The organism is Streptomyces sp. NPDC004134, from assembly GCF_042874195.1.
Classification (GTDB): Bacteria; Actinomycetota; Actinomycetes; order Streptomycetales; family Streptomycetaceae; genus Streptomyces.
The window spans coordinates 550,631-564,696 of sequence record NZ_JBIAMS010000001.1 but is presented as its reverse complement, the minus strand read 5'-3'; the positions used below and the strand labels follow the sequence as shown (position 1 = coordinate 564,696).

The 14,066-nt window shown below is 74.2% G+C and carries 9 protein-coding genes; 8 read left to right on the top strand and 1 reads right to left on the bottom strand.

What is annotated here, in order from left to right:
• The 8 genes from ACFYVJ_RS02585 to ACFYVJ_RS02550 all read left to right on the top strand — a co-directional run bounded on the left by ACFYVJ_RS02585 (nt 1) and on the right by ACFYVJ_RS02550 (nt 9,584).
• Nucleotides 1–552 (top strand): 4Fe-4S binding protein, encoded by a 552-nt coding sequence (locus tag ACFYVJ_RS02585; RefSeq protein WP_388886155.1) that lies wholly within the window; start codon nt 1–3, stop codon nt 550–552.
• Nucleotides 549–1,169, top strand: a complete 621-nt coding sequence (locus ACFYVJ_RS02580) for an NADH-quinone oxidoreductase subunit J (RefSeq protein WP_388885810.1) — start codon at nt 549–551, stop codon at nt 1,167–1,169. Before ACFYVJ_RS02585 ends, ACFYVJ_RS02580 begins: the two co-directional genes overlap by 4 nt.
• Nucleotides 1,169–1,606 carry an NADH-quinone oxidoreductase subunit NuoK gene (gene nuoK, locus ACFYVJ_RS02575; protein ID WP_388885808.1) on the top strand — a complete coding sequence of 146 codons (438 nt, stop codon included), beginning with the start codon at nt 1,169–1,171 and terminating at the stop codon, nt 1,604–1,606. Before ACFYVJ_RS02580 ends, nuoK begins: the two co-directional genes overlap by 1 nt.
• Nucleotides 1,603–3,639 (top strand): NADH-quinone oxidoreductase subunit L, encoded by a 2,037-nt coding sequence (locus ACFYVJ_RS02570; protein ID WP_388885806.1) that lies wholly within the window; start codon nt 1,603–1,605, stop codon nt 3,637–3,639. The genes nuoK and ACFYVJ_RS02570 overlap by 4 nt, the downstream gene beginning before the upstream one ends.
• Nucleotides 3,640–3,755: 116 nt before the next feature.
• Entirely contained in the window at nt 3,756–5,321 is a 1,566-nt protein-coding gene (locus tag ACFYVJ_RS02565) for a NuoM family protein (protein ID WP_388885804.1), read from the top strand.
• Entirely contained in the window at nt 5,321–6,907 is a 1,587-nt protein-coding gene (locus ACFYVJ_RS02560) for an NADH-quinone oxidoreductase subunit N (RefSeq protein ID WP_388885801.1), read from the top strand. Before ACFYVJ_RS02565 ends, ACFYVJ_RS02560 begins: the two co-directional genes overlap by 1 nt.
• 140 nt (nt 6,908–7,047) lie before the next feature.
• A complete protein-coding gene (gene htpX, locus ACFYVJ_RS02555) occupies nt 7,048–7,917 on the top strand; it encodes a zinc metalloprotease HtpX (protein ID WP_388885798.1) in 870 nt (289 codons plus the stop codon).
• A 344-nt stretch (nt 7,918–8,261) separates the two neighbouring features.
• On the top strand, nt 8,262–9,584 hold the full coding sequence (locus ACFYVJ_RS02550) for an MFS transporter (protein WP_388885796.1): 1,323 nt from the start codon (nt 8,262–8,264) through the stop codon (nt 9,582–9,584).
• A gap of 936 nt (nt 9,585–10,520) precedes the next feature.
• On the opposite strand, the gene ACFYVJ_RS02545 is transcribed toward ACFYVJ_RS02550, so the two are convergent.
• On the bottom strand, nt 10,521–13,910 hold the full coding sequence (locus ACFYVJ_RS02545; RefSeq protein WP_388885794.1) for a BTAD domain-containing putative transcriptional regulator: 3,390 nt from the start codon (nt 13,908–13,910) through the stop codon (nt 10,521–10,523).
• Between the last annotated feature and the right edge of the window lie 156 nt (nt 13,911–14,066).

Below are 14,066 nucleotides of genomic sequence, written 5' to 3'. Positions count from 1 at the left end.
ATGACGCGGCGCTCGCACACCGCGCACTACCCCGACACCCTGCCCGCGCTTCCGCCGCGCAGCCGCGGCGTCATCGCGCTGTTCGAGGAGAACTGCACGGTCTGCATGCTCTGCGCCCGCGAGTGCCCGGACTGGTGCATCTACATCGACTCGCACAAGGAGACCGTGCCGCCCGCCGCCCCCGGCGGGCGCGAGCGCAGCCGCAACGTGCTCGACCGTTTCGCGATCGACTTCGCGCTGTGCATGTACTGCGGGATCTGCATCGAAGTCTGCCCGTTCGACGCGCTTTTCTGGTCGCCGGAGTTCGAGTACGCGGAGACCGACATCCACGAGCTGACCCACGAGCGCGACCGGCTGCGCGACTGGATGTGGACCGTGCCGGTCCCGCCCGCGCCGGACCCGGCGGGGGAGGAGCCGAAGGAACTGGGCGCGGCGCGCAAGGCGGCGGAGAAAACGGAGGCAGCGGGGGCGGCAGCAGCCCCGGAGAAGACGGAAGCCCCGCGCGTACGGGACGCGGGGGAGCCCGCGGCCGGGGAGGGCGACGGCGCATGACCCTCGCCGCCGAGACCCACGGCTTCCTGTCGCCCACCGGTGTCGAGATCGTCTTCCTCCTCACCGGCCTGGTGACCCTCGGCGCCGCCGTGATCACCGTGACCACCCGGCAGTTGGTGCACGCCGCGCTGTGGCTGGTGGTCGCGCTCGGCGGGCTGGCGGTCGAATACCTGCTGCTGACCGCCGAGTTCGTCGCCTGGGTGCAGGTGCTGATCTACGTCGGCTCCGTGGTCGTGCTGCTGCTCTTCGGGCTGATGCTGACCCGCGCGCCGATAGGCCGCTCGCCGGACGCCGACTCGGGCAACCGGTGGGTGGCGCTGGGCGTGGCGGGGGCGGCGGCGGTGCTGCTGGTGACGCTGGTGGTGGACGCGTTCCGTACGCAGTGGATCGACCTCGACGAGCCCAAGGGCACCACCGACCTGCTCGGGGCCAGCGTCTTCCGGCACTGGGTGCTGCCGTTCGAGGCGCTGTCGGTGCTGCTGCTGGCGGCGCTGGTGGGGGCGATCGTGCTGTCCCGCAAGGACGGCGGGTCCGCGGCCGAGGACGCCGCCGAGAGCTCCGGCGCAACCGGGGCCGCCGATGCCGCCGGGGCCGCCGACGACGGCGGGGAGGGCTGATGCATCTCGCGTATCCGGCGGTGCTGGCCGTGCTGCTGTTCTGCGTCGGCCTCTACGGCGTGCTGGCGCGGCGCAACGCCATCCTGGTGCTGATGTCCGTCGAGCTGATGCTCAACGCCGTCAACCTCAACCTCGTCGCCTTCGACGTCTGGCTGCGCGACACCCTGCGCGCCGGGCAGTCGTTCACGCTGTTCATCATCGCGGTGGCCGCGGCCGAGATCGGCATCGGGCTGGCGATCGTGCTGATGGTGTACCGCAACCGGGGCACCTCCGCCGTCGACCGCCTGCGGGACCTCGCCGACACGGACACGGACACGGACGCGGGCGCCGGTGACACCGGCGACGGAGCGAAGGACTCGGCGGAAGATGCGGCGCAGGGCGCCACCGCCGGCGGCGAGTCCGGGACCGCGTCGAAGAAGGCCGAGGCCACCGCGTGACCACCACCACCCTCGCCGCGCTCGTCCCCCTGCTGCCCTTCCTCGGCGCCGTCGCCGGCCTGCTCCTCGGCCGCCGCTCCCCGGGCATGGTGCAGCCGCTGGCCGTACTGCCGACCGTCACCGCCGCCGTGCTCGCCGCCGTCGTCGCGGCGCGGCAGGGCGGCGACGAGCCGGTGACCGCCGCCACCGAACTGACCCCGACCGGCTCCGTGCCGATCGAACTGGCGCTGCACCTCGACGGCATGGCGGTGCTCGTCGCCGTGCTCGTCGGCGTCGTCGCCTCGTGCGTGCAGATCTACTCCACCGGCTATCTGCGCGACGACCCGCGCTACCCTTCGTACGCCGCCCTCGTCTCCCTCTTCACCGCCGCGATGTTCCTCGTCGTCTACTCCGGCGACCTGATGGTGCTGCTGGTCGGCTGGGAGATCATGGGCATCTGCTCGTACTTCCTCGTCGGCCACTACTGGGACACGGAAGTCGCGCGCGCCGCCTCGCTCAAGGCGTTCCTGGTCACCAAACTCGGCGACGTCCCCTTCCTCATCGGCATCTTCGCGCTCGCGTCCGAGGCCGGTACGTTCCGGATCAGCGGCATCCTGACCGCCGCCGGCTCCGGCGACGGCCTCGCGCACCCGACGCTCATCGCGCTGCTGCTGCTCGCCGGCGTCGCGGGCAAGTCCGCGCAGTTCCCGCTGCACACCTGGCTGCCCGACGCGATGGCGGGTCCCACGCCCGTCTCCGCGCTGATCCACGCGGCGACGATGGTCGCGGCCGGCGTGTACGTCGTCGCCCGGCTGCTGCCCGTCTTCGCCGCCTCGGCCGCCGCGCTGGTGGTGCTGGCGGTCATGGCCGCCGTCACGATGGTCGGCTCGGCGCTCGCCGCGCTCGCGCAGGACGACATCAAACGCGTGCTCGCGTACTCGACCGTCGGGCAACTCGGCTACATGACCGGCGCGCTGGCCGCGGGCTCCCGCGACGCCGCCGTCTTCCACCTCCTCTCGCACGGTGCCTTCAAGGCGCTGCTCTTCCTCGCCGCCGGCGTCGTCATCCACGCCGCCGGCACCAACTCGCTGGCCGCGATGGCCCGGATGGGCGGCCTGCGCCACCGCGTGCCGGACGCCTACTGGACCATGACCGCCGCGCTCCTCGCCCTCGCCGCCATCCCGCCCTTCGCCGGCTTCTTCTCCAAGGAAGCCGTCCTGGGCGCGGCCGAGCACGCCGCGACCGGCGACGCGGGGGGCATCCCCGCCGCCGCGGCCTGGACCGTGCTGGTCGCCGGGCTCGCCGCCGCGCTGCTCACCGCCGCGTACGCCGCCCGGCTGTGGCTGCTCGCCTTCCACGGCCGCGGCGAACCCACCCCCGACCACGGCCGCCAGCCGGTCGTCATGAACGCCGTGCTGTGGCTGCTGTTCCTGCCCACCCTCGCGTTCGGGCTGAGCGTCTGGACGCTGCCGGACTGGCTCGGCGACCACTCCCTCACGCCTACGCTCGCCACCGCCGTCCTCGGTACGGGGCTGGCGCTCGTCGGCATGATGGCGACGTACGCGGCGTGGAAGCAGACCGCCGGGCTCGCCGCCCGCGTGCCCGCGGGCGCCGTCGCCGCCCACCCCGACGCCGAGCCGGCGCTCACCGAGGTGGAGGCGGAGGCCACGCACGAGGCGGTGTACGGCAGCCCGTCGGACGAGGGCACCGCCGCGTCCGGCGCCGCCCCCGACGGCACCGCCACGGACCCTGGCCGCATACTGCTCGGCCCCGCCCTCTACCGGCACGCCGCCCGCGGCTTCCACGTCGACGCCCTGTACGCCGCGGTCTTCGTCCGCCCGGTACAGGCCGCGGCCCGGCTGGTCCGCTTCCTGGACCGGGAGGTCGTCGAGACGTACGTGCGCGGCGCGGGCACCGCGCCCCGGCTGCTCGGCGCCGCGGTCCGCCGCGCGCAGACGGGCAACGTGCAGAGCTACCTCAGCGCGCTGCTCGGCGGCGCACTCGTCCTGGCCGTCGCGGTCGTCGTCGCCACCACGTCGGTCACGGGAGGCTGACGCCGCATGGACACCGGCACCCCCGCGCACCGCCCCGGCACCAGCCCGCCCGGGCACCGCGCCGGCACCCGTCCCACGCCCCGGCCGTCCTCCGAAGCCGCGGAGGTCACCCGCGTATGAACCACACAGCGATGCAGCTCGTCCTCGCCGCCATCGTCGTCCTCCCCCTTCTCGGCGCCCTGGCCGCCCTGTTCCCCGCGCCGCCCGGCCTGCGGGGCAAGAGCCCCGACCAGGCGGTGCTGCGCCACGGCGTCACCGTCACCGGCGCCGTGTTCGTCCTGTCCGTCGTCCTGGCCGCCGGCTTCGACTACGACGACGCCGGCACCATGCAGGCCGACTCCGACGTCAGTTGGATCCCCGCCCTCGGGATCCGGCTGCACCTCGGCGTCGACGGCGTATCGCTCCCCCTCCTCGTCCTCACCGCGCTGCTCACCTTCCTCTGCGCGGTCTACGGCTACTTCGTCATGCCCGCCGGGCCGTCACCCCGGGCGTTCGTCGCGCTGCTGCTCGTCCTCGAAGGGGGCATGCTCGCCACCTTCGCCGTCCTCAACCTGCTGCTCTTCTTCCTGGCGTTCGAGATGGTGCTCATCCCGATGTACTTCCTCATCGCCCGCTGGGGCGGCGCCGGCCGGACCGCCGCCGCCTGGAAGTTCATCCTCTACACGCTGCTCGGCTCGGTCGTGATGCTCCTCGGCCTCCTCCTCGTCGGGTTCCAGGGCGGCACGTTCGACATGGTGGCACTCGCCACTGACAACGGCGCCAACCTCACCCACACCACGCAGCTCATCGCGGTCCTGGCCATCGGCGTCGGCCTCGCCGTGAAGACCCCGATGTGGCCGCTGCACAGTTGGCTCCCCGACGCCCACACCTCCGCGCCCACCGTCGGCTCCGTGCTCCTCGCCGGCGTGCTGCTGAAGATGGGCACGTACGGGTTCGTGCGCGTCCTGCTGCCCATCGCCCCCGAGGGCATGGAGACGTACGCGCCCTACCTCGCCGCCTTCGGCGTCACCGGCATCCTCTACGGCTCCCTCGCCTGCCTCGCCCTCGCCAGGACCGGAGCGCGCGGCGACCTCAAGCGGCTCATCGCGTACTCCTCCGTCGGCCACATGGGCTTCGTGCTCCTCGGCATCTCCACGCTGACCCCCACCGGCGTCAACGGCGCGCTCTTCGCCAACATCGCCCACGGCCTCATCACCGGCCTGCTCTTCTTCCTCGTCGGCGCCCTCAAGGAGCGCACCGGCACCACCGACCTCGACGCCCTCGCCGGCCGCACCGGCGCCGCCCTCTACGGCAGCGCCCCGCGGCTGGGCGCACTGCTCGTCTTCGGCGCGGTCGCGTCGCTGGGGCTGCCGGGGCTGGCGGGGTTCTGGGGCGAGATGCTGGCGATGTTCGCGGCGTACGACCCGGCCGCAGGGCTCCCGCGGCCGGCGTACCTGGTCTTCATGGCCGTCGCCGGCTTCGGCACCCTGCTCACCGCCGCGTACCTCCTGGTCGTCGTCCGCCGCGTCTGCATGGGTGACAGGACGCCGGGGGAGCGGCCGGCCTTCGGGGACGTACGCCGGTACGAGATCGCCGCCTGGAGCCCGCTCGTCACGCTCACCGTCCTCGCCGGCCTCTGGCCCGCCGCACTCCTCGGCCTGACCGACCCGGCCGTGCAGAAGCTCCTCGCGGGAGGAAGCTGATGACGTACGCACACGCCGCCGCAGTCCCGTCCGCCGCACCCCCGGCAGGCGGGACGGCGGACACGGTCCTCGCCGAGTCCGTCGTGCAGTCCGTCGACTGGCTCGCCGTCGCGCCGCCCACGATCGTCGCCGTGGCCGCCGTCGCGCTGCTGGTCGCCGACCTCTTCGTACCCGAGCGCGCCAAGCACCTCCTCGGCTGGGGCGCGGTCGCCGCGCTCGCCGTCTCCCTGCTCGCGCTCCTGCCGCTCCTCGACGGCGACCGCACCACCTTCTGTCTCACCGGCGATCCGAACGTCTGCAGCTACACCGCCGACCGCTTCGCGCTCGTCGTGCAACTCCTGGTGCTCGCGGGCGCGCTGCTCGCCGCGCTGCTGTCCGTGCACGACGTGCGCGCGACGAAGCTGCCCGCGGGGGAGTTCTGGTTCCTGCTGCTGGCCTCGGCAGCGGGCGCGGCGCTGCTGCCCGCCGCGCGCGACCTGGCCACGCTCGTGATCGCCCTGGAGGTCGCCTCGCTGCCGGCGTTCGCGCTGGTCGGCCTGCGCCGCGGGGACAGGCTGTCGTCCGAGGCGGCGCTGAAGTTCTTCCTCTCCTCCGTCACCGCGACCGCCGTCATGCTCCTCGGCATCAGCTTCGTCTACGCCGCCGGGGGCAGCCTGCACCTGGCGCACCTGTCCGACGGGCTCGCGGACGCGCCGGAGCGGCTGGAGACGCTGGCGGCGGCGGGGGTGGTGCTGACTCTGGTCGGGTTCGCGTTCAAGACGGCGGCGGTGCCGTTCCACTTCTGGGTGCCCGACACGTACGTGGGCGCACCGATCCCGGTCGCCGCGTACCTGTCGGTGGTCGGCAAGGCGGTGGGCTTCAGCGGGCTGATCCTCGTCACCGTCCTGGCCTTCCCGGCGTACGACGAGGTGTGGGGCCCGGCGATCGCGGTCCTGGCGGCGCTGACGATGACCGCGGGCAACGTCGCCGCCCTGCGCCAGCGCGTCGGCGCCCCGCACAGCGCGGTCCGGCTGCTGGCCTGGTCGTCCGTGGCGCAGGCCGGCTATCTGCTGGTCCCGATCGCCGCCGCGGCCTACGCTGACGAGCCGGAGCGCGCCGTGGGCGCCACCCTCTCGTACGCCCTGATGTACGGGGTGGTGAACCTCGGCGCCTTCGCGGTGGTCGCCGCGGTGGCCGCGAAGGGCGGCCGCGGCGGCCGGATCACCGACTACCGGGGCCTGGCGGCGACGCGGCTGCCGGTCGCGCTGGCGCTGGCCTTCTTCCTGATCAACCTCGCCGGGCTGCCGCCGGGGATCATCGGCCTGTTCGCGAAGGTGACGGTCCTGGGGGCCGCGGTGGACGCGGGTCTCGGGTGGCTAGCGGTGGTCATGGCGGCGAACGTGGTGGTGGGGTTGTACTACTACCTCCAGTGGACGGCACTGCTGTTCCGCCCGGCCCCCGCGGCTCCGGACGGCGATCCCGCCCCGGTCCGTACCACCCTGGCCGCCCCGCTGCGCGGCGCCATCGGCCTGACGGCGGCGCTCGGCGTCGCGCTCTCGGGCGCACCGCAGCTCGTACTCCGCTTTGCGGGCGAAGCCCTGCTGTAGCGCCGCCTCACCCGCGCGGCGCCCGGGGAATCTGCGCTGACCAGGGAACTTATCCGGTGAGCCGGGCGTTCAGTGCGTGGGAGGGGTCCACTGGAAGGAGACGGCCGACACTTGCGGCGGCAGGCTTTGGAGGGCACACCGTGCACCGGTCGAACAACGGGCTGAAGACAGCCGCGCTCCTCGGCGGCATGTCTGCGCTGATCTTGCTCATCGGCAGCATCTTCGGCCGTACGGGCTTGATCATCGCGCTCGTCGTGGCCATCGGCACCAACGCGTACGCGTACTGGAACAGCGACAAGCTGGCCCTGCGCGCGATGCGCGCCCGCCCGGTCAGCGAGATCGAGGCGCCGAACCTGTACCGCATCGTGCGCGAGCTCTCCAACGAGGCCCGCCAGCCGATGCCCCGGCTCTACATCTCGCCCACCCAGGCCCCGAACGCCTTCGCGACCGGCCGCGACCCGCGCAACGCGGCGGTCTGCGTCACCGAGGGCATCCTGCAGATCCTCGACGAGCGCGAGCTGCGCGGCGTCCTGGGGCACGAGCTGATGCACGTCTACAACCGGGACATCCTCATCTCGTCGATCGCGGGCGCGCTCGCGTCGGTGGTGATGTTCCTGGTGAACTTCGCCTGGCTGATCCCGAGCGGCGACCGCAACGGCAACGGCCCGGGCCCGTTCGGCATGCTCCTCGTCCTCTTCCTGGGCCCGGTGGCGGCGAGCATCATCAGGCTCGCGGTCAGCCGCTCCCGCGAGTACGAGGCCGACCAGACCGGCTCCCAGCTCACCGGCGATCCGCTGGCCCTGGCGAGCGCGCTGCGGAAGCTCGAAGCGGGCACGAAGCAGCTCCCGCTGCCGCCGGAGCCGCGGATCGAGACGGCGAGCCACATGATGATCGCGAACCCGTTCCAGCGGGGGTCGGGCAACATGTCGCGGCTGTTCTCGACGCACCCGCCGATGGCGGAACGTATCGCCCGGCTGGAGCGCATGGCGGGCAGGAACCTCGGCCACTGAAGAACCGCCTGTGGCCTGCCGGCCCGGCTGGGATAACGTAGGACTCATGTCAGGTGCTTCTGGAGCCGGCTGCGCCGGTGTGACGAGGACGTCCCGCTAGCGGCGGGACGTACGTCACCTTCTGCCCGTAGGCGCGTATAGGCGTTCTACGGGCCCATGGACAAGCTCGTACATTTCCGTCGCTTCGTGATCGATCGACCGGAGCGGCCTCTTCGTGCTGCCCGGAACTCGTCTCACTCGACTCCGAGCAACGGAGCTTCCAGGTGTTCTCAGGCATTCTTTCCGTTCTTTCCGCGCGCGCGGACTCCGCGTCCCCGGCGCGCGCATGGCTGGTGCTGTGCTGCATGGCCATGCTGCAGTTCCTCATCGCGGTCGACGTGACCGTGGTCAACATCGCCCTGCCGTCGATCGGGGCGGACTTCGCGGCCGACGACCGCCAACTGACGTGGGTGGTCGTCGGATACACGATCACCGGCGGCGGGCTGCTCATGCTCGGCGGCCGGCTGGGCGACGTCCTGGGCCGCCGCCGCGTCCTGCTGTCCGGCACTGCGCTCTTCGGCCTCGCGTCGCTGGGGGCGGGGCTGGCGCCGTCGTTCGGCTGGCTCGTGGCGGCCCGGCTGCTCCAGGGCGCGGGCGAGGCGGTCGCGCTGCCGGCGGCGATGGCGGTGGTGGTGCTGATGTTCCCCGAGGGGCCGCGGAGGTCGCGGGCGCTGAGCGTGTGGGGGGCGGTGGCGAGTTGCGGGCTGGTGCTCGGGTTCGTGCTGTCCGGGGTGATCACGGAGCTGTTCGGATGGCGGTGGATCTTCCTGGTGTCCGTACCGTTCATCGCCGTCGTCCTCGCGGCGACGCTCCTCCTCGTACCGGCAGACCCGCCGCCGGCCCGCACCCCGATGGACCTGCCGGGCTCGCTGCTGCTGACCGCGGCACCGCTGCTGTTCGCGGTAGGCGTCGTGGAGGCGGGGGAGGAGGGCGGTGGCGGATCGTGGCTGCCGCCGGTGTCCCTGGCGGGCGCGGTGCTGGCGGCGGTGGGCTTCGCCGCGGTGGAACGCCGCTCGGCGAACCCCCTGGTGCCGCTGGGGTTCTTCCGCAACGGCCCGCGGGTGATGGCGAACCTGGCGACGGCACTGCTGAGCGCGGCGCTGTCGACGTCGTTCCTGCTGTTCACGTACTACTTGCAGGAGCACCGGGGCCTGAGCCCGCTGGAAGCGGGCCTGACGATGCTGCCGCTGGCGTTCACGCTGATCGGGGCGTCGATGCTGGTACCGCGGCTGCTGGGCCGCTGGGGTGCGCGGATGTGCGCGCTGACGGGGATCGGGCTGACGGGGCTGGCGCTGCTGCTGCTCGCGTTCGTGACCCACGTCGAGGCGGGCCCGCTGGCGATGACCCCGGCGATGCTGCTGATCGCGGCGGGCCTGGGCTTCGGGATCATCGGCCTGCAGTACGCGGCGGTGAGCGGGGTGACGGAGTCCGACGCGGGCATCGCCTCGGGCGTCCAGCGGGCGGCGGACCAGTTGGGCGGCGCGACGGGGGTCACGCTGTACGTGGGCGTGGGGTTCGCACCGGCGGTGGGGGGTGGGAACCCGTTTGTGGTGAGCAGCGCGCTGGCGATTGGGGGGCTGGCGGCGGCGGGAGCTGTGGCCTGGCGGATGGGGGTGGGCCGGCGGTAGGGGTGGGGCGGTGGGGGGAGTCGCCGGGGCGGGACTCTCCTGGGCGCCGGGGCCGGGTCGTGGCCCGCGGGCGTCTCGGGGGACCCCATCTCCCCTCACACCCGCCCAAGGGTAGGCGGCTGGTGTGACAGTGCGGTGGCGGTGGGGCGTTGAGCTGGTACGTCGTGTCTGTGCTGGCCGGGTGCGGGGGTACGGCACCGGGCGCGCGCGGTGGTGCGTGGGGTGGGCCCGTATCGGGGGAGCGGCGAGGGGAGTGGCTGTGTCGTCAGGGCTCCCCCCGGGCCACCCCGCTTTTGAGTGTGCGGGCCTGCGTCCGGTGTCAAGGGCGCTCCTCTCCGCTTCGCTGCGTGGAGCGTCGCTTCGCGATGGGGCTTCGCCCCACCCTTGACACCGGACTCCGGCCCGAAAGGCGGGCGGCTATGGGTGGCCCGGAGGGAGCGGGCGCCCTCGAATGGGACTACGGATGCCGTGCCCTGCGGACGGGGTGGCCGGGCTGCCCGGAGTCGGCTGCCCCGTTCGCGGAGCGACCCCGCATCGGAGGGGGTCGGCGCCGCCGCTTCGGGGACCGCGCGGCTGCGTGCCGCGGTGCAAAACCCGGCTCCGGGGCCCGATTGGGCCCCGATCGCCGCGGGTTACCCGGAGTTACGACCGAATTTCTCCACTTGGGTACTGCGGACGGCGGCGGCAGGGCCCAGCCCGGTCGAGTGCGCCTCGGTGGGCAAAAGTCGGGTCGGGTGGGCGATTTGGGTGGGTATCCGGGGCGGGTTGCCGCGAGTTTGTCGCGGTGACATTCGTCCCGGCCGTCTCGATGGTGGTGGTCGTGCGCGGGCAGCCACTCTCGGCGCGCAGATGTCCCCCCTACGCGCCGGCCGCCCTGCTCTCGTGCTCCCGCCCCGACTCGGTCAGGGCCTCCGCCGCGTGGAGACAGCCCACCTGCTACTCGCGGCCCGCCGCCACCGCCTCCGCAGGTGTCAGTGCCTCACCCCGCCGCAGCGCCTCTTCCGCGCCCGCGTCTCCCAAGCCCTCCCGGATGCGTCCCGTCGTCCGGTTCACATCCCCCCGTTCCGCCGGAGGCAGCGGCGCTCCCGAGGCGCGGCGCAGCGCCGTTGCGGCGCCCAGGAGCAGGGCCGCTTCTCGTAGGGCGGCCGACGTTCCCGTCAGGGTGCGGGCCGCCGACAGGCCCTCCAGGGACAGGGCCACCGCGCGCGGGTCGCCTGTCGTGAGGGCCGTTTCGTAGCCCTCCTCCTGGCGGCGGCGCGCCTCCTCCGCATCGCCCCGCAGCTCCGCGACGAAGCCCAGTTCCGCGAGGATCAGCGCGTTGGCTCCTTCCAGGCCCACCTCGCAGTGCCAGTCCAGTACGGCCCGCAGGTGCGACTCCGCCGCGTCCAGCCGGCCGTCCCTGCGCGCTGTGAGGGCCAGGCCCAGGCGGGCGTTGATCTCGCCCGCGCGGAAGCCGATCTCGGTCGCCGCGCGCCTGGCTCCCTCGTGGTGGTCGTACGACGCCTCCAGGTCGTCCGCCAGCAGCGCGGCCCGGCCCAGGCCGGCCAGCAGGTCGACGGCCTGCGGTGACGCGCCGAAGCGACGGGCCACCGCAAGGCCGTTGCGCCACAGCTCCGTTGCCCGCGCGTAGTCGCCGTGGATCTCCGCGAGCGACGCCAGCGGGTACACCGTCCACAGCCGCGAACACGCGTCCCCCACGCCCTCGAACAGCTCCGCGCTGCGCTCCGCCGCCGCCGCCGTCTCGGCCAGGTCCCCCTTCAGCAGTCGCTGCACCGCCCGGTCCGACAGCGCCGCCCCCTCGCCCCACCGGTCACCCTGCTCCCGGAAGGCGGCCAGGGCCCGGGCCGTCAGCTCCTCGCCCTCCGCCATGCTCCCCGTACCGCACAGCGTGTGCCCGAGGAACCACCCCGCCCACGCCGGACCCCGCCAGCCCGCCGTCCCCGTGTGCTCCTCCTCGTACGCACCGACCGCAGCCCCGATACGCGCCGAACGGTCCGTCCCGTCCCCCGTCAGGATCGCGAACCCCGTCCGCCACACCCCCACCCGCGCCCGCATCGCCGCGTCGCCCCCCGGCAGCGCCAGCGCGTCCGTCGCCGAGCGCAGCGCCTCGACGAGGCGGCCGCGCATGATCCAGTACCACCCCAGCGCGTCCACGAGCCGCAGCGCATCCCACGCGCTGCCGCGCCGCACCGCCGTGGCGAAGGCCGTACGCAGGTTCGCGCTCTCCGCGTCCAGCCGCTCAAGAGTGGCCACCTGCGACGGCCCCCGCAGCCGCGGCTCCGCGCCCCCGGCCAGCTCCGCGTACCACTCCAGGTGCCGCGTCCGTACGGACTCGCGCTCACCCGCCTCGTCCAGCCGCTCCAGGCAGTACGCGGCGACCGACTCCAGCAGCCGGTAGCGCGAGCCGTCCGGCGCCGCGACCACCAGCGAGCGGTCGACGAGCCGCGCCATGATCCCGAGTACGTCCTGCTCCGCCACCCCGTCCTCCGCGCACACCGCCTCCGCGGCCTCCAGGGTGCAGCCCTCTGCGTGCGCGGCCAGCCGCCGCAGCACCGCCTGCTCCGGTGCGGTCAGCAGCTCCCAGCTCCAGTCGATCATCGCCCGGAGCGTCTGCTGCCGCGCCGGGGCGCCGCGCTGCCCCGCGGACAGCAGCCGGAAGCGGTCGTCGAGGCGCTGCTCAAGCTGGTGTACGCCCAGCGCGCGCACGCGCGTTGCCGCCAGCTCGAGCGCCAGCGGGATGCCGTCCAGGCGGCGGCAGACGGCCTCGGCCGCCGCCCTGCCCGCCGCGTCGAGCGTGAAGCCGGGCGCGGCCGCGGCGGCGCGCGCCGTGAACAGTTCGAGCGCGCTGGCCGGCGCCAGCGGCGGCACCGCCCACAGCGTCTCCCCGGCGAGCGCGAGCGCCTCCTGGCTCGTCGTCAGTACGGTCAGACCGGGCACGCTGCGCAGCAGCAGCTCCACCAACTCGGCGGCCTCGTCGACGACATGCTCGCAGTTGTCGAGTACGAGCAGCATCCGGCGGCCGGCGAGCGCCGCCGCCAGCCGCCCGGCGGCGCCGGGATCCGCCTCGCCCGCGGGGCGCCGGCCCCACGTACCGTCGTCGCGCAGTCCGAGGGCGATGGCCGCCGTCTCGGCCAGCCGGCCCCCGGCACCGGGCGGCGGGCCGCCGAAGCCCGGCCGCCGCTCGTCGGCGCCCGCCCGCCCGCCGTCTGCGCCCGCCGGCCGGCCCTCCGCGTCCGAACGGTCCGCCTCCGTACGGGCCGTCCGCCCCGTCGCCCCCGCCGGCCCGCCCGCCGCGCCGGCCAGCTCCACCACCCACTCGCCGTCCGGGTACGTCCCCCGCAGCTTCTCCATCACCGCCAGCGCCAGCCGCGTCTTGCCGACCCCGCCCGGCCCCGTCAGCGTGACGAGCCGCCGCTCCGCCAGCAGCCCGGCCACTTCCCCGATCGCCTCGTCCCGCCCGACGAGGTCGCCCAGCGGCGGAGCGATCAGGTTCGTACGCGGCGGAGCCGCAGTCGCAGCACGGCGCCCAGCGGCCGAAGAGGCCGACGTAGCCGAAGAGGCCGCGGCGGGCGGGGCGTCCAGTGCCGCGTCCTGCCGCAGCATCGCCCCGTGCAGCGCGGCGAGCGCCGGGCTGGGGTCGACCCCCAGCTCGTCGGCGAGGCGGGCGCGCAGGTCCTCGTACCCGGCGAGCGCGTCGCTCTGGCGCCCCGCCCCGTACAGCGCCCGCAGATAGACGGCCCGCAACTGCTCCCGCAGCGGATGCCGCTCCACCGACTCGGCCAGCTCGCCCACCACCCCGGCGTGCTCACCCAGCTCCAGCCGCGCGTCCGCCCGCGCCTCCACGGCGGCCAGTCGCTCGTCCGCCAGCCGCGCCACCGCCGCCTGCGCGAACGGCTCGTCGGCGAAGTCCGCGAACGCGGGCCCGCGCCACAGCGCCAGCGCCTCGTTCAGCAAGGCGATCCGTCCGGCGGGATCCGATGCCGTACGGGCACGGGCGGTCAGCGCCGCGAACCGCCGGGCGTCCAGGGCATCCGGCGCGAGCACGAGCTGATACCCCGGGGCGCGCGTGGCGACCAGCTCCCGCCCGCCTGCCTCGGCCGCCTCCAGCACACCCCGCAACTGCGAGACCTTCGCCTGGAGCGAACGCGCCGGGTTCCCCGGCGGCTCGTCGCCCCACAGGTCGTCGATCAGCCGCGACGTCGCGACGGGCTGCCCGGCTTGCGCCAGCAGGGACGCGAGGAGGGCACGCACCTTCAGCTCGGGTACGCGCACGGGCCGGCCGGCGTCGGTCCAGACCGCCGTCTCCCCCAGCACCCCGAATCGCATGTCGATCACGGTAACCCAGCCCACCGACACCGGCCCGACGTCCCGCACCGCGCCCGGACCGGCGGCGGGATCCCGTACGACCGGCCTCCGGAGGCCCGCCCCGGAGCGTCCCCGCCCGGCCCCCGCCGCCTCCGAACGCTCCCGAACCCCGCCCGA

Coding starts and splice junctions, on each gene's coding strand:
- ACFYVJ_RS02585 (WP_388886155.1), top strand. CDS start 1: ATGACGCGGCGCTCGCACACCGCGCACTACCCCGACACCCTGCCCGCG.
- ACFYVJ_RS02580 (WP_388885810.1), top strand. CDS start 549: ATGACCCTCGCCGCCGAGACCCACGGCTTCCTGTCGCCCACCGGTGTC.
- nuoK (WP_388885808.1), top strand. CDS start 1,169: ATGCATCTCGCGTATCCGGCGGTGCTGGCCGTGCTGCTGTTCTGCGTC.
- ACFYVJ_RS02565 (WP_388885804.1), top strand. CDS start 3,756: ATGAACCACACAGCGATGCAGCTCGTCCTCGCCGCCATCGTCGTCCTC.
- ACFYVJ_RS02560 (WP_388885801.1), top strand. CDS start 5,321: ATGACGTACGCACACGCCGCCGCAGTCCCGTCCGCCGCACCCCCGGCA.
- ACFYVJ_RS02550 (WP_388885796.1), top strand. CDS start 8,262: ATGGCCATGCTGCAGTTCCTCATCGCGGTCGACGTGACCGTGGTCAAC.
- ACFYVJ_RS02545 (WP_388885794.1), bottom strand. CDS start 13,910: ATGCGATTCGGGGTGCTGGGGGAGACGGCGGTCTGGACCGACGCCGGC.